The 24,047-nt window shown below is 44.8% G+C and carries 23 protein-coding genes and 1 pseudogene; 16 read left to right on the top strand and 8 right to left on the bottom strand.

What is annotated here, in order from left to right:
- Positions 1–61: 61 nt before the first annotated feature.
- Positions 62–358, bottom strand: coding sequence for a DUF4293 family protein (locus tag JCM15548_RS13640; RefSeq protein ID WP_062126446.1), 297 nt, complete (start codon positions 356–358; stop codon positions 62–64).
- Between the two features lie 514 nt (positions 359–872).
- Between JCM15548_RS13640 and JCM15548_RS13635 the strand changes: the two genes are divergently transcribed.
- On the top strand, positions 873–1,748 hold the full coding sequence (locus tag JCM15548_RS13635; RefSeq protein WP_062126443.1) for a nucleoside phosphorylase: 876 nt from the start codon (positions 873–875) through the stop codon (positions 1,746–1,748).
- Between the two features lie 66 nt (positions 1,749–1,814).
- A complete protein-coding gene (locus tag JCM15548_RS13630) occupies positions 1,815–2,696 on the top strand; it encodes a transglutaminase-like domain-containing protein (RefSeq protein ID WP_062126440.1) in 882 nt (293 codons plus the stop codon).
- 28 nt (positions 2,697–2,724) lie between these two features.
- On the opposite strand, the gene JCM15548_RS13625 is transcribed toward JCM15548_RS13630, so the two are convergent.
- The 5 genes from JCM15548_RS13625 to JCM15548_RS13605 form a co-directional block, all read right to left on the bottom strand.
- Complete coding sequence (locus JCM15548_RS13625; protein WP_062126437.1) at positions 2,725–3,444, bottom strand: MBL fold metallo-hydrolase; 720 nt, start codon at positions 3,442–3,444, stop codon at positions 2,725–2,727.
- Positions 3,445–3,582: 138 nt separating this feature from the next.
- Positions 3,583–4,521: a TonB family protein gene (locus JCM15548_RS21180; protein WP_083985149.1), complete on the bottom strand. Its 939-nt coding sequence runs from the start codon at positions 4,519–4,521 to the stop codon at positions 3,583–3,585.
- Positions 4,466–5,083, bottom strand: a complete 618-nt coding sequence (locus JCM15548_RS13615; RefSeq protein WP_062126434.1) for a M48 family metalloprotease — start codon at positions 5,081–5,083, stop codon at positions 4,466–4,468. Before JCM15548_RS13615 ends, JCM15548_RS21180 begins: the two co-directional genes overlap by 56 nt.
- 15 nt (positions 5,084–5,098) lie before the next feature.
- Complete coding sequence (locus JCM15548_RS13610; protein ID WP_062126430.1) at positions 5,099–5,476, bottom strand: BlaI/MecI/CopY family transcriptional regulator; 378 nt, start codon at positions 5,474–5,476, stop codon at positions 5,099–5,101.
- A 245-nt stretch (positions 5,477–5,721) separates the two neighbouring features.
- Positions 5,722–6,963 carry an aminotransferase class I/II-fold pyridoxal phosphate-dependent enzyme gene (locus JCM15548_RS13605; RefSeq protein ID WP_062126449.1) on the bottom strand — a complete coding sequence of 414 codons (1,242 nt, stop codon included), beginning with the start codon at positions 6,961–6,963 and terminating at the stop codon, positions 5,722–5,724.
- 303 nt (positions 6,964–7,266) lie between these two features.
- Between JCM15548_RS13605 and JCM15548_RS13600 the strand changes: the two genes are divergently transcribed.
- From JCM15548_RS13600 to cysN, 8 genes are all read left to right on the top strand, one after another.
- Positions 7,267–8,079 (top strand): outer membrane protein assembly factor BamD, encoded by an 813-nt coding sequence (locus tag JCM15548_RS13600; RefSeq protein WP_062126427.1) that lies wholly within the window; start codon positions 7,267–7,269, stop codon positions 8,077–8,079.
- A gap of 29 nt (positions 8,080–8,108) precedes the next feature.
- A complete protein-coding gene (locus JCM15548_RS13595) occupies positions 8,109–8,447 on the top strand; it encodes a DNA-directed RNA polymerase subunit omega (RefSeq protein ID WP_062126424.1) in 339 nt (112 codons plus the stop codon).
- Positions 8,448–8,608: 161 nt separating this feature from the next.
- Positions 8,609–9,838, top strand: coding sequence for a bifunctional phosphopantothenoylcysteine decarboxylase/phosphopantothenate--cysteine ligase CoaBC (gene coaBC / locus JCM15548_RS13590; RefSeq protein ID WP_062126421.1), 1,230 nt, complete (start codon positions 8,609–8,611; stop codon positions 9,836–9,838).
- 29 nt (positions 9,839–9,867) lie between these two features.
- Positions 9,868–10,782 carry a type IX secretion system protein PorD gene (gene porD / locus JCM15548_RS13585; protein WP_062126418.1) on the top strand — a complete coding sequence of 305 codons (915 nt, stop codon included), beginning with the start codon at positions 9,868–9,870 and terminating at the stop codon, positions 10,780–10,782.
- Between the two features lie 62 nt (positions 10,783–10,844).
- Positions 10,845–12,497, top strand: a complete 1,653-nt coding sequence (gene recN / locus JCM15548_RS13580) for a DNA repair protein RecN (protein WP_062126415.1) — start codon at positions 10,845–10,847, stop codon at positions 12,495–12,497.
- Between the two features lie 94 nt (positions 12,498–12,591).
- Positions 12,592–13,437: an enoyl-ACP reductase FabI gene (locus JCM15548_RS13575; RefSeq protein ID WP_062126413.1), complete on the top strand. Its 846-nt coding sequence runs from the start codon at positions 12,592–12,594 to the stop codon at positions 13,435–13,437.
- Between the two features lie 296 nt (positions 13,438–13,733).
- Positions 13,734–14,639 carry a sulfate adenylyltransferase subunit CysD gene (gene cysD / locus JCM15548_RS13570; protein WP_062126410.1) on the top strand — a complete coding sequence of 302 codons (906 nt, stop codon included), beginning with the start codon at positions 13,734–13,736 and terminating at the stop codon, positions 14,637–14,639.
- 20 nt (positions 14,640–14,659) lie between these two features.
- Positions 14,660–15,937: a sulfate adenylyltransferase subunit CysN gene (gene cysN, locus JCM15548_RS13565; protein WP_062126407.1), complete on the top strand. Its 1,278-nt coding sequence runs from the start codon at positions 14,660–14,662 to the stop codon at positions 15,935–15,937.
- A 393-nt stretch (positions 15,938–16,330) separates the two neighbouring features.
- Here the strand turns inward: cysN and JCM15548_RS24155 are convergent, their stop codons facing one another.
- A complete protein-coding gene (locus JCM15548_RS24155) occupies positions 16,331–16,804 on the bottom strand; it encodes a diacylglycerol/lipid kinase family protein (protein ID WP_227625812.1) in 474 nt (157 codons plus the stop codon).
- Positions 16,792–17,274 carry a diacylglycerol/lipid kinase family protein gene (locus JCM15548_RS24150; RefSeq protein ID WP_227625811.1) on the bottom strand — a complete coding sequence of 161 codons (483 nt, stop codon included), beginning with the start codon at positions 17,272–17,274 and terminating at the stop codon, positions 16,792–16,794. The genes JCM15548_RS24155 and JCM15548_RS24150 overlap by 13 nt, the downstream gene beginning before the upstream one ends.
- A 290-nt stretch (positions 17,275–17,564) precedes the next feature.
- Between JCM15548_RS24150 and JCM15548_RS13555 the strand changes: the two genes are divergently transcribed.
- The 6 genes and pseudogenes from JCM15548_RS13555 to JCM15548_RS13540 all read left to right on the top strand — a co-directional run bounded on the left by JCM15548_RS13555 (position 17,565) and on the right by JCM15548_RS13540 (position 24,020).
- Complete coding sequence (locus tag JCM15548_RS13555) at positions 17,565–18,182, top strand: TetR/AcrR family transcriptional regulator (RefSeq protein ID WP_062126404.1); 618 nt, start codon at positions 17,565–17,567, stop codon at positions 18,180–18,182.
- 35 nt (positions 18,183–18,217) lie between these two features.
- Positions 18,218–18,586, top strand: coding sequence for a TolC family protein (locus JCM15548_RS25645; RefSeq protein WP_262487064.1), 369 nt, complete (start codon positions 18,218–18,220; stop codon positions 18,584–18,586).
- Entirely contained in the window at positions 18,547–19,278 is a 732-nt protein-coding gene (locus JCM15548_RS25640) for a TolC family protein (protein WP_262487063.1), read from the top strand. Before JCM15548_RS25645 ends, JCM15548_RS25640 begins: the two co-directional genes overlap by 40 nt.
- Before the next feature lie 2 nt (positions 19,279–19,280).
- Positions 19,281–19,598 carry a TolC family protein gene (locus tag JCM15548_RS25635; protein WP_262487062.1) on the top strand — a complete coding sequence of 106 codons (318 nt, stop codon included), beginning with the start codon at positions 19,281–19,283 and terminating at the stop codon, positions 19,596–19,598.
- A 229-nt stretch (positions 19,599–19,827) separates the two neighbouring features.
- The gene (locus tag JCM15548_RS13545; protein ID WP_062126403.1) at positions 19,828–20,874 is read left to right on the top strand and encodes an efflux RND transporter periplasmic adaptor subunit; all 1,047 of its coding nucleotides are present in this window, start codon (positions 19,828–19,830) and stop codon (positions 20,872–20,874) included.
- Between the two features lie 18 nt (positions 20,875–20,892).
- Positions 20,893–24,020: pseudogene (locus JCM15548_RS13540) on the top strand (efflux RND transporter permease subunit).
- The last annotated feature ends 27 nt before the right edge of the window (positions 24,021–24,047 follow it).

Below are 24,047 nucleotides of genomic sequence, written 5' to 3'. Positions count from 1 at the left end.
GGCCAGTTGAAGCTGAGTTCTGTCTGGAATTCTTTGGCGGCCATTTTTCCAAAATAGAAAATCATAATGGATATACCGGCATGTAAGCCATATTTAAGGCACAAAGTCGTATTTGAATCATGCGCTTTTTGTAAAGGAATATGGTAACAGCCGTTAGTGCAACGGCGAGCAATAACAGAATGTTCAGGGCCATGGCAGGCATGGCCATGGTTGAGGCTTCTCCTGTTGTTATCAGTCCTTTATAGGTCAGCGTGTAAGCGTTTTCAGGTGAGGCCAGGTCAGCCAGATCCAAGTAGAAGAGACTCCCGGTAATGATCAATGCCAAAAACAGGTAAACGGATTGAATTCTTTGTATCATGGTTTTTCTTTTTTTGCAAAAATAGCAAGAAACTGCTTAATAGCGGATAAAAGGGGAGGGGTTTTTGAAGGATAAGTTTTTGGAGGTGTTGGCTGACAGTTGCAACGAACTTCTTTAATATAAATCGGTAGTCAGGCCGGATATTGGCAAGCAAGTCAAGTTGGTTGGTCGATTAAATAAAAACAATAATGCCTAATTAGTGTTATAGCTTTGTTTTTAAATGAATAAGAGGTGGCGGTAATTGATAACTTTGTGCCGGGCTTATTTTTGTATTTATTATTATGATTCGTTTCTGGTTTAAGAGGCATTTGATAGTCAAATTATTAACAGGGGTGTTGATAATAATATTGTTGGATATTCAATATTTTTTTATTAATTTGAGTAATAATAGCTCTTAGGACAAAGGCTTATTTTATATAAGCGTATTGACTTGAATTCATTCTTCAATTTTTGTGTTCACAGGTCAATGGTTTATGTTGTTTGGCAGAGCTGTTGGAAAATTAAATCAAGGTAAATGATCCGTATTCCTGAATCAGAATTAATTATCAACCCGGATGGAAGTATTTTTCATCTCCATATAAAACCCAAAGAGTTAGCCGAAAGGATTATTCTGGTTGGTGATCCAGGTCGCGTCGATATGGTTGCCGGCTTCTTTGAGCAAATTTTACACGAGGGAGCTAATCGGGAGTTTGTCTGGAAAACCGGTCTTTTTAAGGGAACAGCATTTACGGTAGTGTCAACTGGAATTGGTACGGATAATATAGATATTGTTCTGAATGAATTGGATGCACTGGTCAATATTGATTTTGAGACCCGCGTACCCAGACAGGAACATAAGACTTTGAAAATTGTTCGTATTGGCACATCCGGTTCGTTGCAGAAAGATCTGCCGACGGATAGCTGGTTGTTGAGTGAGAAGGCGATCGGTTTTGACGGGTTACTGAATTTCTATGAAGGACGCAAGGAAGTATGTGATGCTGATTTTGAGTCCGCTTTTGTTGCCTCCACCGGGTGGCTCTCAAGTTTGACGGCCCCTTATGTGATCAATGCCGACGCTTCATTGTTGCAGGCATTGAATGGAGATCAGGTGCATAAGGGCGTAACCATTTCTGCACCCGGATTTTATGGTCCACAAGGCAGAGTCGTTCGCTTGCCGATTGCCATGCCGGATATTAATGAAAAAATTACGGCTTTCAGTTGGGCGGATCGACGGGTGACCAATTATGAGATGGAGTGTTCGGCCATATACGGGCTCTCAGCTTTACTGGGACATCAGGCGGCTACCGTTTGTGTGATAATTGCCAACCGTTTGGCGGGCACCTATAGTAAGGATTACAAGCAACAGGTCAAGCTGTTGGTTGAGTATGTTTTGAATAATTTGAATCGTTGATTTCCATCAACTAATAATAATTGAGTTGTTAACGAATTATAGTGTTCACTCTCATTAACAGAATGTATGGAAAAGAACAAGATTCTTGCCTTAATCAGTTTGCTGGACGACCCCAGCGATGAGGTCTTTAGTACGGTTGAAGGTGAGTTGTTGAAAGAGGAGGTTGGCATTGTGCCCGACCTGGAAAAGGCCTGGGAGTCTACTTTGGATTCCACCTACCAGCGAAGGCTTGAAAATTTAATTCACACACTTCAGTTCAAAGATGTGAAAACCGGTCTGCGCCAATGGCTGTCCAGCTCAGATGATGACTTGCTGTATGGGGCTTATCTGGTTTCAAAATACCAGTATCCGGAGCTCAGGTATGAGGATGTCAACAATAAAATCAATCAAATTCGTAAGGATATCTGGCTGGAACTCAACGATCATTTAACAGCTCTTGAAAAGGTGCGTATCATCAATCACATTCTCTTTGATGTTCATGGATTTACGCGCAATAATACCAATTTTATGGCGGCGCAAAATACCTTGATTTGTGATGTGCTGGATACCCGGAAGGGGAACCCCATATCCTTATCAGTTATTTATTCGGTGGTCGCACAACGATTGGGATTGCCCATTCTGGGCGTTAATTTACCCAAGAATTTTGTTTTGGCTTATCTGGATGAAGCCGGCGATTTGGCTGCCGTAGGTAAAGGAGAAGAAATTTCTATTTTGTTTTATATCAATGCCATCAACAAGGGCGCCGTTTTAGGCCGCAAGGAAATTGAGTTTTTTGTCCATCAGCAAAAACTGGAACCCGATGTTTCCTACTTTTTGCCTTGCAGCAATAAAGATATTGTTCAGCGCATGCTGAACAATTTATTGTATGCCTTTGAAAGCAGCAACCAGCCTGATAAGGTAGAGGAAATCAGAGAACTATTGTCTCTTTTTGGGCACATCCCTTCCTAATCACCCAATCCGAATCACCTTATCCAAACTACCTGATGCGGACTTCCGTTTTTCCGTTGTCCTTCATCAACTTAACCAAAATGTTGGTGTCGGTATCGCCGTAGTGGTAGGGATACAAAATGGCTGGATTGAACAGCTTCGCAGCCTTTGCGGTCATTTCCGGTGTCATGGTATAGGGAAGGTTCATCGGTAAAAAGGCGATGTCAATGTTTTGAATCGCTTTCATTTCAGGAATGTTCTCGGTGTCCCCGGCCACATATACCCGCTTGTCACCAAAGTTCAGAATATAGCCGTTTCCTCGTCCCTTGGGATGATAAAATTCCCCGTTGTCACGTTTATGCACCAGATTGTATGCGGGTACGGCTTCGATGAGCAAGTTGTTCCAGGTGGTTGTTTCATGGTTGGCTATGGTCTGTCCCTCTCTAATGATTTCCCGACAAACGCTCGTCAGAATAATATCACTGGATGGTTTTCTGATGGCGTTGATGGCGGCTGTGTCCAGATGGTCTCCATGTTCATGGGTAATGAGAATCAGGTCGGCTTTAGGCAAGCGGTTATAGTCGGTCAGCTTGCTATAAGGATCGACGTGAATGATATTTTCCCCGAATTTAAACATCAGCGTTCCGTGTCCAATGTGCCAGATTTCCAGTTCTCCCTGATTGGTGGTGAAAGTGTCTTTTTGAATTTGCGCCATAGATAAAGGTGCTGTAAGGGCCATCAACAGGATTGCGGTAAATAATCGTTTCATGGAAATAATATTTTATGGTTTGTATGCTGGTTAACAATCTGCCAATGAAATTGTTTGGACGGGAATTAAACGCACTTCATCCGGAAGATCAGGTCCTCCGGATGAAGTTAAAAAGAATGATTGGGTTAAAGGAAATGATTATTCGTCCTGCAATTTGAAGTTAATTGGCACTGTGTAGGATACGCTTACAGCTCGTCCTTTTTGTTTGCCGGGCTGCCATGTGGGCATCTCCTGAACCACTCTGAGAGCTTCATTATCCAGAAGTGGATGAACCCCTCTCAAAATTTTAGCCTGTTCGGTCCGGCCCTCCGTGTTAATGATGAACTGAATGTAAACCCGTCCCTGGATGCCTTCTTTTATGGCTTGTTCCGGATACACAATGCTGGTCGCCAAATAATTCATCAGTTCCTGCTGTCCACCCGGGAACTCGGGCATTTGTTCCACCACCATAAATACGGCACGACCTTCACTGTCTGTTTGTGGTTCAGAAGGAATATTTCCCTGATTGTTTTTGTGATAGGTGGTCAGGCGTTCACCAAAATCCTTGGATTTTGTGACAATCTCAATCACCCCGTTTTTGCCCAGGTTGCCATACCTCTCAAGCGCCTGCTGACCTTTGAAAACGTGTATGGATTGAATGGCTTCCGGTTGAAGCACTTCATGGATGACCTTTTCATGGACTTCATGAATTTTTCCGTCAATGACGTAAATCATGCCGTCCTCCCGTTCGGGAATGGTCATTTCGGCAGATGCTGAGGCATCTGTTTCCGCGTATTGCTCATCCAGTTCTGAGCAGGCCAGTGCAATAATTATTACACCGGGAATAACCCATAGGAATTTGAGCTTTTTGATGGTATGGCTTGTTTGTAATGTCATCATGGCGAATCTTTTTTTATTAAGTGAATAACTGAACATGTGCCCCAGTCTGATGACCTCGCCTCCAAATATTTGGTTGATGAGTACGGCTTTGTATGCACCGGGGTTGGTCGTGTTCCTGAGTACCATTTCATCGGCCAGGTATTCATGGTTTTGTCGGATGAAGTGTCCAAATAGCCAGACCAGTGGATTGTACCACATAACAAGGACCAGCAATTCGGACAACAGCAAATCTACAGTGTTGCTGGCGGATGTGCTCCGCCTCGTGTTTCAGAATTTCTCTCATTTCGGTTGGTGAATTGGAAGGATTGACAAACACGTAAGAGAAAAATGAAAACGGGACTTTGATTCTGGGTGACCGGACCACAAACAGGGACGACCGCTTTTCAACTTTTGAATGTTGAATGAGTGAAACGATATGGGAAATTTGAAGCACAAGCTTTGTAAGTATTACCAGACTTCCAATGATGAGCAGGATAAGTGCCAGGCCTTGCCAGTTCAAGGGAACCGATTCATCCATGGCTACAACACCATTGATGATGGGGGCATCAACCAGGATGGCACTTTCTCTGTTGGTTGAAAGTTGAAAGTCTGTATAACTTAAATCTAATAGCGGCAAAAGCAGTACTGCCAAGGCAGCGGTGGACAGGTAAATTCGGTTGAGCAGAAAGAAGCGCTCGTTGCGCAAAAAGAGGTAATAGACCAATGCAAAACAGCTCAACCAAAGATTGGATTTGATGAGGTACAATAAAAAAGGTTCCATATCATTAATTTTGAGTTAGATGTTCTTTTTTTTTGCAGCCAGTTCCTTTTTGGTGGCCTCCAACAGTTCTTCCAGCTCCTGAATGGACAGGTCTTTTTCTTTAGCGAAAAAGGAGGCCATGGCCGGGAATGAATTGTTGAAATAGTTTTTGATCAGTCCGAACAATTGACTTTTCGAATAGGTCTCTTTTTGCACCAGTGGATAATAAACATGTACGTTGCCGTAGGTTTTATGATCTACATAGCCTTTCTTTTCTAAAATGCGAACGATGGTTGAAACTGTATTTCTGGCCGGTTTTGGATCCGGGAACTGTTCCCTGATGTCGCGAACCGGGCCTTCTTCCAGTTGCCAAAGTATTTGCATGACCTGTTCTTCTGCTTTTGTTAGTTGCATGTCTGTTGTTTTTATCAATCCTTCCAAACAAACTTACGACTAAGAATTTAGTCGGTCAAGTAAAATGATAAAAAAGTGACTAAGAGTTTAGTTAAAAAATATTAACCGGGACTTTCTCAAAGCGAAAGCCCGCTTTCTGATTCCTCAGAAAGCGGGCTTTAAATGTTTAGACTTTGATAATTATGCACCAAATTCAGCGAATGAATTGCTGAATATCATGGATATATTCTAATGATCTATGGTAACTAAAGGCTGGCAATTTTATCACTTTTGTATTTGCCGGCTTCCAGTTTTTCTTTAATTTCTGCAAAGGCTTTGATGGTATATTCTACATCCTCCAGTGTGTGGACGGCGGTAGGAATAATGCGTAGCATAATTTGTCCTTTGGGTATGACCGGATAGGCCACAATGGAACAGAAAATGTTGTAATTTTCTCTCAGATCCATGGTCAGCTCAGTCGCTTCAGGTACGGAACCATCCAGGTATATGGGGGTTACCGGACTTTCGGTATGACCCAAATTAAATCCTTTTTCGCGCAGGCCTTTTTGAAGGGCGTGGACCACTGTCCAGAGTTTTTCCTTTAGCTCAGGTTGGGTTCTTAACAGTTCCAGTCGCTTCAATGCTCCAATCACCATAGGCATGGGCAGTGACTTGGCAAAAATCTGTGAACGCATATTGTAGCGCAAATAACTCACTACATCCTCGCGTCCGGCTATAAAAGCGCCTATTCCGGCCATTGACTTGGCAAAGGTTCCAAAGATCAGGTCTATTTGATCTTCTACGCCAAAATGCTCAGCTACCCCTGCTCCGGTTTTACCCATGGTACCAAATCCGTGTGCATCATCCACCAGAATACGAAAATCGAATTCTGATTTCAAAGCCACAATTTCGTCCAGTTTACCCAGGTCTCCGGCCATGCCGAATACCCCTTCAGTAATCACCAGTACTCCGCCTCCTTGCTTGGCAGCCAGTGCCGTAGCTCGCTCGAGCTGTTTTCTGAGGTTTTCTATATTGTTGTGAGGGAATACATAGCGTTTGCCCATGTGCAAGCGCAATCCGTCCAGAATACAAGCGTGCGATTCTGAATCGTAAACGATCACATCGTTGCGGTTCACCAAAGTATCAATGATGGACACCATGCCCTGGTAACCAAAATTGAGCAGGTAGGCATCATCTTTTTTAACAAACTCGGCCAATTGGGCTTCCAGTTCTTCGTGTTTACTGGTGTGTCCCGACATCATACGGGCACCCATCGGATAGCCTAATCCCCAGTCCTTTGCGCCTTCGGCGTCTGCCTTGCGTACTTCAGGATGGTTGGCCAGACCCAGATAGTTGTTTAAACTCCAGGTCAGCACTTCCTTACCGCGAAATTTCATCTTCGCACTGATTTCCCCTTCCAGTTTAGGGAACATGAAATAACCATGGGCTTCTTTACCGTATTGGCCCAAGGGCCCCATGCTGGTGTTTATCTTATTAAATAAATCCACGTTAATAAGTTTTAAATTATTTCCCGGGCAAAGGTAATCTTTTTTGGATATTCCCCCCATTATCCGTCAGGAAATTATTTTCCTGACGCGCAGTGGAAGGGGTGTTTTATTGTTGAACGGATGGTGGATGGTTCTTTCTTTGGTCTGATATTTGCTCATGGCCAGAGGTCTGGTAATAAATTGTACCAACTAGTGATTACCAGCAAAAATAGGGGTTTAATAATTAGGGAATTGTGCGGAAATATCTATCTTTGCAGGATGTTTCCGGACGAGGTCTGTGAGTAGAAACAATGTGATTTAATTATGAGAAACAACTTGATAGTTAGGAGTTTAGTTTTTGTGACGATGCTTTTTGTCCTTGCCTCTTGCAGCGAATATCAAAAGCTTTTGAAGAGTACAGACCATGATTTGAAGTACGAAAAGGCCTTGGTTTATTACGAGCAAGGGGATTATTTGCGTGCATCCACACTCTTTAGTGAGTTGATTGGAATTTACCGGGGCACAGAAAAATCAGAAACCTCACATTATATATACGCCGATTGCTTATATAACATGAAGGACTATCTGATGGCCGAACATTATTTCAGCATGTTTGTTCAAAACTATCCAACCAGCGATCGGACGGAAGATGCCCAATTTATGGCCGCTTTTTGTAGCTATGAGCTTTCACCAAACCCCCGTTTGGATCAATCGGCCACCTATAAGGCTTTGGATGGTTTTCAGCTGTTCATCAACCTTTATCCCAACAGTGAAAGGGCTAAAGAGGCTACCATTTTAATGGATGAACTGCGGGATAAACTGGTATATAAGGCCTATCTGAATGCCAAATTGTATTATAATCTGGGCAATTATATGGGTAATAATTACCAGTCGGCCGTCATTGCCGCCCGGAATACACTGGACGATTATCCGGATACCCAATATCGCGAGGAGTTGTCCTTTTTGATTCTGGATGCCAAATATCTGGAGGCCATCAATAGTGTGGAAGAAAAGCAGGAAGAGCGTTTGCGCAATACACTGGATGAGTACTACTCTTTTATCAATGAGTATCCTGAAAGTGAATATTTAAGTAACGCCAACAAAATATTCGAAGTAACAACGGCATTGTTGAATTAATATTAACAGGTTCTTATTAATTGATAATTATGGATTATAAAAAGTCAAAAGCCCCGAACAATACCATTACCTGGGATACGCAAAAATTATCTGCCTCAACAGGTAATGTTTATGAATCAGTGATGATTGTGGGCAAGCGAGCCAATCAGATAAGTGTGGAAATGAAAGAAGAACTTAATCGTAAACTTCAGGAGTTTGCCTCTTATACGGATAATTTGGAAGAGGTCTTTGAGAACCGTGAGCAAATAGAAATTTCACGTTTTTATGAGCGCCTGCCCAAAGCATCTGCTTTGGCCGTTACGGAATTCATGGATGGAAATGTCTATTTCCGTAATCCTGGTAAAGAGGAAAGTACCGATATTATATAAGCCTTTTGACAGGGCGTAATTGATGGGGATGTTCATACCTTAACAAGAAATGCCATGCCTTAAAAGTTATTATTAAAAAGATAAAAGAAAACGCAGTTTCTTTTATCTTTTTTTTGTTGATACCTGCAGGGTTTTATATCTTGTGATCTAACTTTATAAAGATGTTAAAGGGAAAGAAAATTGTTTTGGGCGTTACCGGTAGCATTGCTGCTTATAAGTCGGCCATTCTTTTGCGCTTGCTGGTAAAACAGGGTGCCGAGGTGCAGGTTCTAATCACCTCGGCCGGCAAGGAGTTTATCACACCGGTCACTTTATCGGCCTTGTCGGGTAAGCCCGTATTGGGCGATTTTTTCGAAAATAAGGATGGAAGCTGGAACAGTCATGTGGACCTGGGCTTGTGGGCAGACCTTATGCTTATTGCACCGGCAACGGCCAGCACCATGGGGAAAATGGTCGGGGGAATATGCGACAATTTACTGATAACCACTTACATGTCGGCTCGTTGTCCGGTTTTTATTGCACCGGCCATGGATTTGGATATGTTTCAGCATCCGTCAACGGTACGCAATATGGAAACCCTCAAAAGCTGGGGGTGTGAGGTGATTGAACCGACCAGCGGCGAATTGGCCAGTGGTCTGCTGGGAAAGGGAAGAATGGAGGAACCTGAAGCCATTGTGGAATGCCTGGAGAGGTTTTTCATGAATGCGGAGAAAAATAAATCGTTGACCGGTAAAAAGGTGATGTTGACGGCTGGTCCCACCTATGAAGCCATCGATCCGGTTCGTTTTGTGGGTAATTATTCATCCGGTAAAATGGGTTTTGCCCTGGCAGAGGAATTGGCGGAACGGGGTGCTCAAGTCGAGTTAATTGCCGGACCTGTTCATTTGACAGCCCATCATCCCTTGATCAACAGAATCGACGTGACCAATGCTCAGGAGATGTTCGAAGCCTGCATGGAAAGCTTTCCCCATTGCCAGGCAGCTATCATGTCGGCGGCCGTGAGCGATTACAGACCGGAACATCCCAGTGAATTAAAAATTAAGCGGTCGGGTGATCATTTCTCCCTGAATCTGGTGCCCAATCCGGATATCGCCATGGAAATGGGGCGGATGAAGCATGCCGGACAGGTGCTGGCCGGTTTTGCCTTGGAAACCAATAACGAAGCTGCCAATGCGGCTAAGAAGCTGGTGGCTAAGAATTTGGATTTTATTGTTCTCAACTCACTGGCCGTGCCAGGTGCTGGTTTTATGGCCGATACCAATCAGGTCTCCATTATCGATCGTGAAAATAAAAAAGAAGATTTTCCGTTAAAGAGTAAAGCAGAAGTGGCCAAAGATATTGTGGATTATTTGGAGGCCGTATTAAAAAAAAGGGAGACGGTAACCGTTTAGTCATCCCATTCATGAATAGTTGAATGACAATGCGAAACAAAATAGTTTTTTTACTGGTTTTTTTAACCATGATGACCGGAACCCGCCTGAAGGCTCAGGAATTACGCTGTATGGTTCAGGTGGTGGCGCCCGGGGTTCAGGGAACCAATCGGGGGGCTTTTGAGACCTTGCAGACATCCATCATGGAATTTATGAATGGTCAACGGTGGACGGAGCATATTTATAAATCAGAGGAGCGCATTGATTGTTCCATCCTTATCAATATTCGTGAAGTGATTGGTAGTGATGAATTTAAAGGCACCATTCAGGTCCAGGCCCGTCGACCGGTTTATAATTCATCTTACAATTCTCCGTTGGTGAATTACCTGGATCAGAATCTTCACTTCAGGTACGTGGAATTTGAGCCCCTGATTTACAATCCCAATACCATGGAATCTAACCTGGTGGCCATTTTGGCCTATTATGCTTATGTAATTTTAGGTTACGATTATGATTCCTATAGCGCCAATGGGGGTACCCCTTATTTCCAGCAGGCGCAAAACATCGTAAACATGTCACAAAATGCCCGGGAGAGTGGGTGGAAATCTTTTGAGAGTACCCGCAACAGGTATTGGTTGATGGAAAATATTTTGAGTGAGGATCATTCGCCCTTACGTACCTGTTTTTATCAGTATCATCGAAGGGGTATGGATCTTATGGCTGAAAAGCCGGAGGAGGGTCGTTCCAATCTGGGTTCGGCATTGGAAATGCTAAAGAAGGTTTACCGCCAGCGTCCCAATTCCTTTGCTTTGGGTTTTTTCTTTGATGCTAAAACGGAGGAGTTGCTCAATGTTTTCGCCAATGCACCATCCATGGAAAAGGGGCGTGTGGTGAACACACTTAAGGAGGTTGATCCGGCCAACGCCGACAAGTACCAGGACCTTTTAAAGAATGATGGTCGCTGATCGCCTTTTCACCGGTCATTTTCTTTTTTAAAATTATTACATTTGCTGGTAAAGAATTGACTATGTTATATCATCTTTCCATCACCAATTATGCTTTGATTGATGCGGCTCAGATAGACTTTAACCCTGGCTTTACCGTTATTACGGGGGAAACCGGCGCCGGAAAATCCATCATGCTGGGCGCACTTTCGCTGATATTGGGACAACGTAGTGACACTTCCGTCATCAGAGATAAGGAGCAGAAGTGCGTCGTGGAAGCGGGCTTTAATCTGGGTGGTTACGGACTGCAAGGGCTTTTTGAGCAGGAGGATGTGGATTACGATCACGAAACGGTGATACGGCGTGAAATTCTGCCTTCGGGCAAATCCCGTGCTTTCGTCAATGATACGCCTGTCACCCTGAATTTTCTTAAAGAACTGTCGCAAAAACTCATCGATATACATTCGCAGCATCAGAACCTGTTATTGGGAAATTATGATTTCCAGTTAACGGTGGTCGATACGGTGGCCAACAATGGTCGGGAAAGGGCTGCCTACAGCCGCGAATTTAAAGAGTGGAGGCGACTTTTGAAGGAAAGGAATCGCCTGGTTGAACGCCATACGAAACAACAGGCGGATCGGGACTATTGGGAGTTTCAGCGTGATCAACTGCAGGAAGCCCAACTTCAGGAAACGGAACAGGAAAGTCTGGAGCAGGAACTGGAGCAGCTCTCGCATGTAGAGGAAATTAAAATGGGGCTGGCTTCCGCCAATTTGCTTTTGGTGGAGCATGAAATGCCTGTTTTGGATGGTCTGCATCAAATTCACCAGGAGATCGTTAAAATCAGCACTTATTTAGAAGGGGCCGGAGAACTTTCGGATCGCTTGCAGTCGACCTATATCGAGTTGAAGGACATTGCCCGTGAAATTGGCGAAAAGGCCCTGGGCCTGGAATTTGATCCCCAGCGCATTCGCATGGTTCAGGATCGCCTGGATTTGATTTACTCTTTGCAGCAGAAACATCATGTGGACACCAACAAGGACTTACTCGATTTATTGGCGGATCTGAATGAAAAGCTCACCGGTCTGGATGCTTTTGACGACGAATTAAATGCCTTAAATGTGGCCATTTCTGAAAAGGAACAAACCCTTAAGAAGTTGGCATCCACCCTGAGCGAGAGCCGTCTGAAAGTTTTTGGGACCATTCAAAAAACCATCGAGACCCAATTGGCGGGCCTGGGAATGCCCAATGCCCGATTTAAGGTATCCCATCTTTTGTCCGATGAGTTTAGGGAGGATGGGGCAGACCTTATTCAGTTTTTATTCTCAGCGAATAAAAACGGAGAGCTGTGTGATATTCCAAAGGTGGTTTCAGGAGGTGAAATGTCACGCTTGATGCTGTGCATCAAGTCGCTTTTGTCGTCTGCCAAAGGCTTGCCGACCATCATTTTTGATGAAATTGATACCGGCGTTTCGGGGGAGATTGCCGACCGAATGGGCCGCATTATGCAGGAAATGGCCCAACACATTCAGGTGATCAGTATTACCCATTTGCCTCAGATAGCCGGTAAAGGTCAACATCATTTTAAGGTTTTTAAAAGAGATACCGACCACCAAACCATCTCCGAAATCAGACCACTGGATGAGGAAGGACGGGTGTTGGAAATAGCTGGTATGCTGAGTGGTTCGGAGCTTTCTGAGGCCGCTTTGAGCAACGCCAAAGACCTGATGCGCTAATCCTTAAATAGATTTAATAAAGATAAAAGAATGTATTCTTTTTATTTCTGCCCGATTATACCTTATATTTGTAGCTTCAAAAATCAAAACTAAAATGGGATATAATCTTTTAAAAGGAAAAAGAGGGATTATTTTTGGTGCCCTTAATGACATGTCTATCGCCTGGAAAGTGGCGGAGATGGCACATGCTGAAGGCGCTCAATTTACACTCTCTAATACCCACGTTGCATGCAGGATGGGTAGCGTAATGGAACTGGCTGAAAAGACCGGTGCAGAAGTTATACCTGCGGATGCTACCAATATTGAGGACTTGCAAAATGTGATCAAGACCTCACAGGAAGTTTTGGGCGGAAAAATTGATTTCGTTCTGCATTCCATTGGTATGTCGCTCAACGTGAGAAAAAAGCGGGTTTATAACGACCTGGACTATAATTATTTGGCCAAAACACTCGATATTTCTGCTATTTCGTTTCACAAGCTTATCCAGACCGCCTTTAAAATGGATGCGATGAATGATTGGGGATCCATTGTGGCCTTGTCTTATGTGGCAGCCCAACGTACCCTTTACGGATACAATGACATGGCAGATGCGAAGGCTTTGCTGGAGTCCATTGCCCGTAGTTTTGGTTACATTTATGGTCGTGAGAAAAAGGTTCGGGTGAACACCATTAGTCAGTCGCCCACCGTCACCACCGCTGGTAGTGGAGTCAAAGGCATCGATGGTTTGATCGATTTTTCAGATCGTATGTCGCCTCTGGGCAATGCGGATGCCGATGATTGCGCGAGCTATTGTGTGGCCATGTTTTCAGACCTGACCAAAAAAGTGACCATGCAGAACCTGTTTCATGATGGCGGTTTCTCCAGTATGGGAATGAGTTTACGTGCCATGGAGCAATACAACAAGAGTTTTGACGAAGACCTGATTCAGGATCTTGATTAAAGCCAATGCGTATTAATACGCAAATATCTTTCTGTAATCGTTTTATTCCTATTGATATAATGGGTTTACGAACTCTTGTATAATGAATGATACAGGGTTCTAAGAGATGTAAAGGCCGCCTGATTTAGGCGGCCTTTTTTTTACAGGCCATCGGATAATTTCTAAATATCCATTTAAAGCGTTAAATTTGTAGTGCTTTTAATGGAAGCGTCTAAGTTTGCCGTTGCATCCCGGCCACCTGCGTTTTTAAAAAGACGCTTTTTTTATGATTGAATTAATGATGTAAACAATAACTCATGGATAAGTATCAAGTTAATCACTTAAAGGAATTGGAGGCTGAATCCATTTTCGTTATTCGGGAAGTGGCTGCACAGTTCGAAAATCCTGTCATGCTTTTTTCTGGCGGGAAAGATTCCATTGTGATGTTTCATTTGGCACGTAAGGCGTTTTTTCCTGCCCGCGTCCCATTTCCCCTAATGCACATCGATACCGGGCATAACTTTCAGGAAACACTGGACTACCGCGATCAGTTGATGGAAAAAACCGGCACCAAATGTATTGTTCGATTGGTGCAGGATTCTATCGACAAGGGCCGGGCTCAGGAGGAGAGTGGTTATAATGCCAGTCGCAATAAGCTTCAAACCATCACCCTTTTGGATTCTTTGGCAGAATTGAAGTTTGATGCGGCCATGGGCGGCGGTCGTCGTGACGAAGAAAAAGCCCGTGCGAAAGAACGTTTTTTCTCACACAGAGATGAGTTTGGCCAGTGGGACCCCAAGAACCAGCGACCTGAGTTATGGAACCTGTTTAATGGCCGCAAAAATATGGGCGAGCATTTCCGGGTTTTCCCCATTAGCAACTGGACCGAGATGGATGTCTGGCAATATATTTATATGGAAAATATTGAGTTGCCATCCTTATACTACACCCACCAAAGGGAAGTTTTTGAACGGGATGGTGTGTTAATGGCCACGGCACCGTTTATGAAATTAAGAGAGAATGAAAAGCCGAAAATGATGCAGGTACGCTGTCGGACCATCGGTGACATTACCTGTACCGGTTTAACACTTTCTGAAGCCAATTCTCTGGAAGATATTATTCAGGAAGTGGCGGCGTCGCGTGTGACCGAGCGGGGTGGAAGAGCCGATGATAAGCGCTCTGACGCTGCAATGGAAGACCGTAAAAAAGAAGGTTATTTTTAAATCTCTTAAAAAAGATTATCATGAGCGGAAAAGAATCCGGATATTTAGATATGGAGCTGCTGAGGTTTACAACTGCAGGCAGTGTAGATGATGGTAAAAGTACTTTAATAGGGCGCTTGTTATACGATTCAAAGGCGATTTTTGAAGATCAGATGGAGGCCATTGAAAGAGCCAGCGTCCGCGCCGGAGGAGAACAGGTCAATCTGGCTTTGTTAACCGATGGGTTGAGGGCTGAGCGTGAACAGGGCATTACCATTGATGTGGCTTACCGCTATTTTGCCACACCCAAGCGAAAATTTATTATTGCTGATACCCCGGGGCACATTCAATATACCCGTAATATGGTGACCGGTGCCAGCACGGCCAACGCCGCTTTGATTTTGATTGATGCCCGGCAGGGTGTGTTGGAACAAACCCGTCGGCATGCCTATATTGCTTCTCTGTTGCAAATTCCACACATTATTGTTTGTGTCAATAAAATGGATTTGGTGGATTACAGCCAGTCTGTTTTTGAAGAAATTGTGACCGATTTTGAGGCCATCGCTTCCATCTTGTCGGTTAAAGATGTGCGCTTTGTGCCCATCAGTGCTCTGGAAGGTGATAATGTGGTCACCCGTAGTTCAAATATGGATTGGTATCAGGGACCTACCTTGATGTACTTGTTGGAGAATATCCATATTGGCAGTGATATCAATCGGGACGACTTTCGTTTTCCTGTGCAGTATGTCATTCGACCACAGTCTAAGGACTGGCCGGATTACCGCGGCTATGGCGGTCGCGTTGCCAGTGGAGTGGTCAATGTAGGTGATAAGGTGACCGTATTGCCATCCGGTTTCTCGTCCAAGGTCAAGTCCATCGACCTGTTTAACGAATCCCTGCAGCGCACCTTTGCCCCTCAATCGGTGACCATTACCCTCGAAGACGACATTGATATCAGCAGGGGTGATATGATTGTTAAAGAGTCCAATGGCCGTACGCCGCGAACCGACCAGAATGTGGATATGATGGTTTGTTGGTTCAATGATAAACCGATGGTGGTGGGTGGAAAGTACGCTCTAAAGCATACTTCATCGGAAGTTCGCTGCATGGTAAAAGAGGTGATTTATAAAGTGGATGTCAACGCTTTGGAGAAGAAACATGAAAATCTGGAAGTAGGCATGAATGATATCGCCCGCATTTCTGTACGTACCACCAAACCGTTGTTTTTCGATGCCTACAATGTGAACCGGTTTACGGGAAGCGTTATTTTGATTGATGAGGGTACCAATGAGACGGTCGCTGCCGGCATGATCATCTAATATTTGAAAATAAAGCGCCAAGTACTGCGTTATTCTTGTTTTTGAAACAGTCATTTACGAAATGCTTATTCCGAAACAATTAAGCTTTAGGCATCGGAATCTCACTTCGTTCGAACTCCTTGGTTTCAAAAACTTCGAAAGCCTTGTCTTTGACGCTTTATTGCCAAATATTGTAAAATTTCCTAATGGCATCGAGTCTTTATTTCGCCTCAGAGAAACGTTAGTTCTTTGAGGCAAAAAAGAGGAAGAAGCAATCAAAAATTTCCGTAAAAAAAATAAGTTTTTTTATCGATAAAAATCGTTAAGAAATTAAGGTTGGATGCCGTAAAGAAGCCCGCGCTGTTTGAGCGCAGCGAGTTCGCGGGGTTTAGGCAAACAGCCTTAATTCTTCGTCTAATTTCTGGTCATGGCCGGCAACATCTCAATAAGCGGGGAGAGAATGTTTTGTGTTTGTTTGAGATTGGCTGGAGGTGCCGCGACATTTAAGGCCAGCGGCAGGATGCTCACCTGCGCTTTTTTGCCCAAATGAACCGGCTCGCCGTCCACATGTCCAAGCAGTTCCTCTTCATGCTCTATTAGTACCTCTGAGGCCTTAATGATTACATCGTATTTGTTCTTGTCGATGCTTTGATCCAGCATACTGATGAGTAGGGCAGGTGCCGTCACTTTTGGAAAATCCCTGATGAGACAAACATCTATCAGTCCATCGTCAATCCTTGCCTGGGGAGCAATGTGAAAATTGTTGCCGTATTGCGTGGAATTGGCAAAACTGATTAAAAAGGCATCCCACTCCTGCGTTTTTTGACCAATCGTTACTTGGTATTGAGCCGATTTGTAGTTGGTAAACTCTCTGGTTATGAGTTGCATGTAGCCAGAGGGCCTCTGTTCTTTTTGGTGGCAAATTTGTGACTGATAAAGGCATCAAAACCAATACCTGCCACATTGAGGGAGTAATAATCATTGATTTTAATGACATCAATGGGCTTAATAATGGGGTTGTTCAATGCCTTTAGCGCCCGGTTAATTTTAAAAGGGATTTCCAGATGCCGGGCCAGTCCGTTGCCCGATCCCGTTGGAATAATACCCAAAGCCGTTTTACTGCCAATCAGTCCCCTGCCCACTTCGTTGACGGTACCATCGCCGCCTACGGCCACCACGATGTTATAAAATCCGGCCGCCCTAATGCTTAATTCATAAGCATGGCCTTTATGGGTGGTGAATATAATTTCGGTTTGCCACTGTTGCTTATCCATATCATTGAGGATTAAACCTTCAATGGATTTTTGTCTGCCAATGCCGGAAACCGGATTTATAATAAAGAGAATTTTTTTTCTCATTTCTTTCAATTGTTTTACGCTGCAAATATACAATATCTGCCCTTGAATAGGGTCATTTTAGGGAAGCAAAAGCTGTAAGTATACGTAAATGTGGGCATTAAGATGCGTATTTGTCGCGCATTGATTTGTTGAAAGTTGTGTTAAAGGGGGCATGACCTCCGGCACTTTCGAAGCAGATAGGGATGTCTTTAGGCCTTGGATGGATGACGTTAAGGAAGGTTAAAACCATAAAACTATTTTGGTTTATTTGGTTTTCAGCGTAAGTTTGTTTCCTCGAAATGATCAGTCATATGGACGTGAAACAAAGAATATTGGAGGGTGCCGGGCAACTTTTTATCAAGGAGGGCATCAGAAGAGTAACCATGGATTACATTGCCCGGAAGCTGGGCGTGTCCAAACGGACTATATATGAGCTTTTTACGGATAAGACGGAACTGCTTAAGGCTTGTCTTCAACACATCATGCAGGAGAACGATGCCCGCATCGAAGAGGTGCAAAACAAGTCCTCCAACGTTTTGGAAGTGGTGATAGGTGCTTTGGTTTATGGCTCTAAGGCCATAAAAGAGATTAGTCCCGTTTATTTTGAAGATCTGGAGGTACACTATCCGGTTCTTTGGCAGGAGATTGTTAATTACAAGCGGGAGGAGTCCTATCAGGATTTTCAGGCTTTGGTAAACAGAGGTATCAAGGAAGGCTATTTTCGGGAAGGCTTGAATGTGAAATTGGTGGCTACGATATTTATCGAACAGATGAATGCCATGAGCCGGAAAGAGGTCTTCCCACCTGATCTTTTCCCGGCAGCTGAAGTATTTGAAACTTTGTTTCTGAATTTTATCAGAGGTATTTCAACCATGGAAGGCATTAGGGTGTTGGAAGTTTTGCTTGAAAGCAGGAAATGGGAAGAATAGAATTTTGGATGAAAAAGACATACAAAAAGATCAATATGCAAGTAAGAAAAATATTTCGAATGAATCGGGGCCTGTTTTTGGTATCTGTCCTTTGGTTGTGGGGCCCTTTTGCCAGTTCCCAAGAATTGGATGCTTCTGCCGATACACTTGAGCTGACCTTGAATAAAGCCATTGAGTTGGCCTTAACGGATAATCCCACCATTCATATGGCCAATAAGGAAATTGAAAGGGTGGACTATGCCAAAAAGGAAGCATGGAGTTCCCTGTTTCCGGCTATTTCAGCGGATGGGTCCTATACCCGTAATATGAAACTACAGGTGCTGTTTTTACCGGATGGGGTATTTGGTCCTGGCACAGGCGGAGCATGGAAATGGGATTCAAAAACAGCTTTACAGGGTCTGTAACAGCTTCCATGCCCTTGTTTTCCTATTCTCTGTATCAGAACATCAAAATTTCAGAACATGAAGTAAAAGCGGCGTTTGAGTCGGCCAGAGCCTCCCGCATTAACATGGCAGCCGAGGTGCGAAATGCCTATTATGGCTTACTCCTGGCCAACGACTCCTATGCCGTAATGCAAAAAAGCATAGAGAACGCCGAACAGAATCTGGTCAATGTAAAGAACATGTTTGATCAGGGCATGGTGGCGGAGTACGATGTTATCCGTAGCGAAGTGCAGGTGCGCAATTTGCGTCCTTCGTTGGTTCAGGCAGAAAATGGCGTTCGCTTATCCGAAATGATGCTCCGGGTTCTGTTGGGGGTGCGACAAGAAATTGAGATTAAGGTAATGGAAGAGTTGTTTGATTTTGAGAACAGGGTTGGGGCGGCAACGACTTCCGGAGATGTCGATTTATCTGGCAATACGGATTTGGTTCAGTTAGAACTTCAGCTGGATAAAATGCAGACCCAATATAATCTGGTGCGCTCCCAGCGCTATCCCAATCTGGCCGGATTTATCAATTATCAGGCAGTCAGCCAGGCCAACGATTTTCAATTTTCGGAGTACCGGTGGGCCAATCCCTTTTCAATGGGGCTGCAATTGAGCATTCCCATTTTCAACGGCTTTTCCATACATCATCAGGAAAAGCAGGTCGCATAGGCATGGAGCAGATGCAAATTCAAAGAGAATATACGGAACGCAATCTGACTTTGCAAACGCGCAATGTATATACCAATATGATGAAAGCGCTGGAGCAAATTGACTCTAATAGAGAAGGTGTTAAGCAGGCCGAACGCGGATTTAGTATTGCACAAACCCGTTACAATACCGGATCGGGCACCTTTTTGGAATTGAATGATGCAGAAATGGCCTTAACCCAGGCCAAACTGAATCTGAACCAGGCCATGTATGATTATCTGGCGGCTGAAACGGAGTACCTAAAGATATTGGGGCAGGATTTGCCATCGATAGGTCAATAGGTTATTAGGTCGAGAGGCGCAGCGTAGCGAAGTCCCGCGAAGCGGGATCAATGGGTTGAGAGGGGTAAGAAGGGTTGAGAGGGTAGGAAGGGAAGGAAGGGTTGAGAGGGTAAGAAGGGTAGGAAGGGTAAGAGGGGTAAGAGGGGTAGAAAGGGTGGAAAGGGGTGATGGGGGTTGGATGAGATTATTAGGTTAAGAGGTTATTAGGAAGTAATAAATGTATATAGATATGAAGCGAAAAATATCGGGCGTTATAACAGGAACGCTCATGCTGTCAGGGATCGCCCTGTTTTCTGCCTGTTCAGGTAAAAGTGAGACGAATACGGAAGAGGTCGCGGAAAAAGCCCTTGTGAAGACCGCTCTGGTGGCTGAAGAGCAGGTGGAGCAGTTGGCCACCTTTTCAGCCAGCATAGAAGCTTTTGAAAAGGCCTATATTAGTTCCGCACAGCCTGTGCGCATCGAACGAATCATGAAGGAGGTGGGCGACTATGTGCGAAAAAATGATGTATTGGTGCAAATGGATGCCTCCAATTTTCGTCAGGCCCAAACACAGTTGGAAATGCTCGAAAAGGAGTATGCGCGGATGGATACACTTTATGCAGTCGGAAGCGTTTCCCTGCAACAACTCGACCAGCTTAAATCCCAGTTGGATGTGGCACGGAATTCCTATGCCAACCTGGTAGAGAATACCCAATTGCGGTCTCCCATTTCAGGCATTGTCACCGGCCGCTTCTATGAAGATGGCGAAATGTTTAGCATGACGCCCGTGGCCAATGGCCGGTCGGCCATCTTAACCGTGGAAGTTATTGACCCTGTCAAGGTCACGGTTAATATGGGAGAGCAGTATTTTCCCAGAATAGATAAAGATATTGAGGTGTCCCTGGCTTTGGATGTCTATTCCGGCAAAACCTTTGAAGGTTCAGTTCATATCAAATATCCAACCATTGATGTCAATACCCGCACCTTTACCGTGGAAATGACATTTCCGAATCAGGAAGGTTTGATTCGTCCCGGTATGTTTGGTCGGGTGACCCTGGTTTTTGGGGAATTGGAAAGAGTGGTGGTGCCCGATTTGGCAGTGGTTCGCCAACAAGGCATTAATGAAAACTACGTGTTTGTCGTGGAGAACGGTCGGGCCGTTCGACGTACCATTAAAACCGGTCGTTTAATCGGTAATCACTACGAGGTTATTGAGGGACTTAATGGTGGTGAGGAAGTGGTAGTGGCCGGACAGTCAAGACTTCTGGATGGTACCGAAGTGGAAGTCCAAAAATAATATAAAAATTCTGATACCATGAGAATATACGAAACGGCTGTCAAAAAGCCGATCACGACCATATTAATATTTATCGGGGTTATTGTTTTCGGCCTTTTCTCGGTGCGTTATTTGCCCATCGATCTTTATCCGGAAATTGACCCGCCCATGGTGACCATATACACCTTTTATCAAGGGGCGGGTGCCATGGATATTGAAACCAATATCACCCGGGTGTTGGAGGACCAGCTGAACACGGTCAATGATTTAAAAAAGCTGACCTCGGTTTCAAGAGATAACTTTTCGCTTCTGACTCTTGAGTTTGAGTGGGGATCCAATTTGGATGAAGCCACCAATGATATCCGGGATGTACTGGGCAGAACGGAGTCTTTTCTGCCGGAAGATGTGGAAAAGCCCATTATATTTAAGTTCAGCACCAATATGATTCCCATATTGATGCTGTCGGCCACCGCCAATGAAAGTTATCCGGCTCTCGGAAAAATCCTGGATGAAGCCATTGTCAATCCCTTGAACCGGATTGAAGGGGTCGGGGCTGTATCCGTTTCGGGCGGACCCAAGCGTGAGATTCAGGTCAATGTCGATCCGCATAAACTCGAAGCCTACCGCTTGTCGGTCGAGCAACTGGGAGCCGTCATCGGACAGGAGAACATGAATCTTCCGGGTGGTATGTTGGATATTGGCAGTCATACCTATCCCATTCGCGTGGAGGGCGAATACAAAAACAGTGAAGAGCTTAACAACCTGGTGGTTGGTAACTTTCAGGGAAGAGTGGTCAAACTGTCGGATGTGGCGGTGGTGAAAGACACCATCGCAGAAATCACCTTTGACGAACGCGCCAATGGCGCTACCGCCGCCCGGATTATTATTCAAAAACAGTCGGGGGCCAATTCGGTCCAAATTGCCAGGGAGGTGCAAAAGATGTTGCCGCAGCTGATGCAGAATTTGCCTCCGGATGTCGGTATGGAAACGATTTTTGATACTTCTGAGTTTATCGAAAGCTCCATCGGCAGTCTGGCCACCACCATCCTGTATGCCGGTATCTTTGTGGTGCTGGTGGTTCTTTTCTTTTTAGGTAGGTGGCGGGCTACTTTCATCATTATTCTCACGATTCCGGTTTCGCTGATTGTGTCCTTCATTTATTTGTACGTCACCGGTAATACCATTAACATCATCTCCTTATCCTCCCTTTCCATTGCCATTGGGATGGTGGTAGATGATGCCATCGTGGTATTGGAAAATATAACCTCACATATAGAAAAGGGCGCTTCGCCACGCGAAGCGGCCATTTATGGTACCAATGAGGTGGGACTGGCGGTTGTGGCGACTACCCTGACCGTGGTGGCGGTGTTTTTTCCGCTGACTTTGATTCAGGGTTTGAGTGGCATCATGTTCCAGCAATTGGGATGGATTGTGACCTTAGTAGTTGTGGTTTCCACCATTGCGGCATTGACACTTACCCCTATGCTGGCTTCGCAAATGATGCGCAAGAGTGCACCCCGGAAATCAGGTTTTGTCAAATGGCTGTTTGATGGTATTGACCGTTTTCTGGCTGGCATGGACAATATCTATGAATCCAGTCTGGTCTATGCCGTTCGCCATCGGGTAATTGTGCTGTTGGTGGCACTTGGTTTGTTTGTGGGCAGTCTTTTTCTGATTCCTTTGGTAGGTACAGAATTTTTTCCGCCTGCCGACAATTCCCGTATCGCTGTGATGGCTGAGTTGTCACAGGGGGTTAATATTGATAATACCAAGGAAGTGGCCCGCCGACTTGAAGCTACCTTTATGGAAAAGTATCCGGAAATTGAGTTGGTATCTACCAGTGCGGGATCGGCCGAGGAGGGTAATATCTGGGCAGCATTTGGTGATAACGGATCGCATATCATTAATTTCAATTTGCGTCTGAGCAGCAGCATTGAGCGTGAGCGGGATATTTATTTGATCAGTGACCTGATGCGGGAAGATTTGGACCATGTTCCTGAAATAGAAGACTACCGGGTAGATCCCGGTGGAGGAGGGGGTGCCATGGGAAGTGGTGCCAGTAATGTAGAGGTCATTATTTCCGGTTACGATTTGGATGTGACCGGTCGACTGGCCACTGAAATGGCCGATTGGATGCGTAACATGGGTGGTCTAAGGGATGTTGAAATCAGCCGGGACAAGTCGGCCGTTGAATACCAGCTGGTGCTTGATCGGGAGAAAATGGGCATCCATGGTTTAAATACCTCATTGGTTGCTACCGCCCTGCGTAACAGGATTACCGGACTCACGGCCGCTCAATACCGCGAGGATGGTGAGGAATACAACATTGTGGTGCGTTACGATGAAGCCTTTCGGGAATCCTTGTCGGACGTGGAAAATATTTTGGTTCCTAATAGTCAGGGACAGTTTATTCGTTTGAGTGAAATTGGTCGCGTGGCCGAATATTATTCCCCCCCGTCCATTGAACGGGAAAACCGGCAGAGGATCGTTAAAGTGACCGCTTCGCTGTATGAAGCTTCCATTCGTGATGTGGTTGTAGACATCCAAAAGGGTTTCGACCAATTGGAAGTGCCTCCCGGCATAGCGATGGAAATAGGAGGTACGGTAGAGGAACAGCAGGAAGCCTTTGCAGATATCTTTACACTGTTGGCCCTGGTGGTGATGTTGGTGTACATTGTCATGCTTCGCAGTTTGAATCTCTGCGGTCGCCATTTATTATCATGCTAACTTTGCCCTTTGCATTACCCGGTGTCTTTTTATCGCTGCTGATTACCGGTCACACCCTCAATCTTATTTCCCTGATTGGTTCTGTTATGTTGGTGGGTATAGTGGTTAAGAACGGCATTGTACTCGTGGATTATACCAATCTGATGCGTGATCGCGGTTTGTCATTGGTGCAAGCAGTTGTTGTCTCCGGCAAATCACGTTTACGTCCGGTGCTGATGACCACCCTGACCACTGCACTGGCCATGATTCCTCTGGCCATGGGTGTGGGCGAGGGCGCAGAAATTTGGCAGCCCATGGGGGTAAGTATCATTGGTGGTCTGATGTTTTCAACCATGATTACTCTGGTTTTGATTCCGGTTGTTTATACTTTGTTCGGAGCCAATCGCATGCGTCGCGAAAAAAAGCGCACGGCGCAAATGGAGGATGAAATGGGGCTTTAGTGGTCTTCCATTATTCGTTCAATCACA

Source organism: Geofilum rubicundum JCM 15548 (genome assembly GCF_000974365.1).
Lineage (GTDB): Bacteria > Bacteroidota > Bacteroidia > Bacteroidales > Marinilabiliaceae > Geofilum > Geofilum rubicundum.
Note: the sequence above shows the minus strand (reverse complement) of the source record. Positions and strands in the feature narration are given on the sequence as shown.

Coding starts and splice junctions, on each gene's coding strand:
- JCM15548_RS13640 (WP_062126446.1), bottom strand. CDS start 358: ATGATACAAAGAATTCAATCCGTTTACCTGTTTTTGGCATTGATCATT.
- JCM15548_RS13635 (WP_062126443.1), top strand. CDS start 873: ATGATCCGTATTCCTGAATCAGAATTAATTATCAACCCGGATGGAAGT.
- JCM15548_RS13630 (WP_062126440.1), top strand. CDS start 1,815: ATGGAAAAGAACAAGATTCTTGCCTTAATCAGTTTGCTGGACGACCCC.
- JCM15548_RS13625 (WP_062126437.1), bottom strand. CDS start 3,444: ATGAAACGATTATTTACCGCAATCCTGTTGATGGCCCTTACAGCACCT.
- JCM15548_RS21180 (WP_083985149.1), bottom strand. CDS start 4,521: ATGTGGTACAATCCACTGGTCTGGCTATTTGGACACTTCATCCGACAA.
- JCM15548_RS13615 (WP_062126434.1), bottom strand. CDS start 5,083: ATGGAACCTTTTTTATTGTACCTCATCAAATCCAATCTTTGGTTGAGC.
- JCM15548_RS13610 (WP_062126430.1), bottom strand. CDS start 5,476: ATGCAACTAACAAAAGCAGAAGAACAGGTCATGCAAATACTTTGGCAA.
- JCM15548_RS13600 (WP_062126427.1), top strand. CDS start 7,267: ATGAGAAACAACTTGATAGTTAGGAGTTTAGTTTTTGTGACGATGCTT.
- JCM15548_RS13595 (WP_062126424.1), top strand. CDS start 8,109: ATGGATTATAAAAAGTCAAAAGCCCCGAACAATACCATTACCTGGGAT.
- coaBC (WP_062126421.1), top strand. CDS start 8,609: ATGTTAAAGGGAAAGAAAATTGTTTTGGGCGTTACCGGTAGCATTGCT.
- porD (WP_062126418.1), top strand. CDS start 9,868: ATGCGAAACAAAATAGTTTTTTTACTGGTTTTTTTAACCATGATGACC.
- recN (WP_062126415.1), top strand. CDS start 10,845: ATGTTATATCATCTTTCCATCACCAATTATGCTTTGATTGATGCGGCT.
- JCM15548_RS13575 (WP_062126413.1), top strand. CDS start 12,592: ATGGGATATAATCTTTTAAAAGGAAAAAGAGGGATTATTTTTGGTGCC.
- cysD (WP_062126410.1), top strand. CDS start 13,734: ATGGATAAGTATCAAGTTAATCACTTAAAGGAATTGGAGGCTGAATCC.
- cysN (WP_062126407.1), top strand. CDS start 14,660: ATGAGCGGAAAAGAATCCGGATATTTAGATATGGAGCTGCTGAGGTTT.
- JCM15548_RS24155 (WP_227625812.1), bottom strand. CDS start 16,804: ATGCAACTCATAACCAGAGAGTTTACCAACTACAAATCGGCTCAATAC.
- JCM15548_RS24150 (WP_227625811.1), bottom strand. CDS start 17,274: ATGAGAAAAAAAATTCTCTTTATTATAAATCCGGTTTCCGGCATTGGC.
- JCM15548_RS13555 (WP_062126404.1), top strand. CDS start 17,565: ATGGACGTGAAACAAAGAATATTGGAGGGTGCCGGGCAACTTTTTATC.
- JCM15548_RS25645 (WP_262487064.1), top strand. CDS start 18,218: ATGCAAGTAAGAAAAATATTTCGAATGAATCGGGGCCTGTTTTTGGTA.
- JCM15548_RS25640 (WP_262487063.1), top strand. CDS start 18,547: ATGGAAATGGGATTCAAAAACAGCTTTACAGGGTCTGTAACAGCTTCC.
- JCM15548_RS25635 (WP_262487062.1), top strand. CDS start 19,281: ATGGAGCAGATGCAAATTCAAAGAGAATATACGGAACGCAATCTGACT.
- JCM15548_RS13545 (WP_062126403.1), top strand. CDS start 19,828: ATGAAGCGAAAAATATCGGGCGTTATAACAGGAACGCTCATGCTGTCA.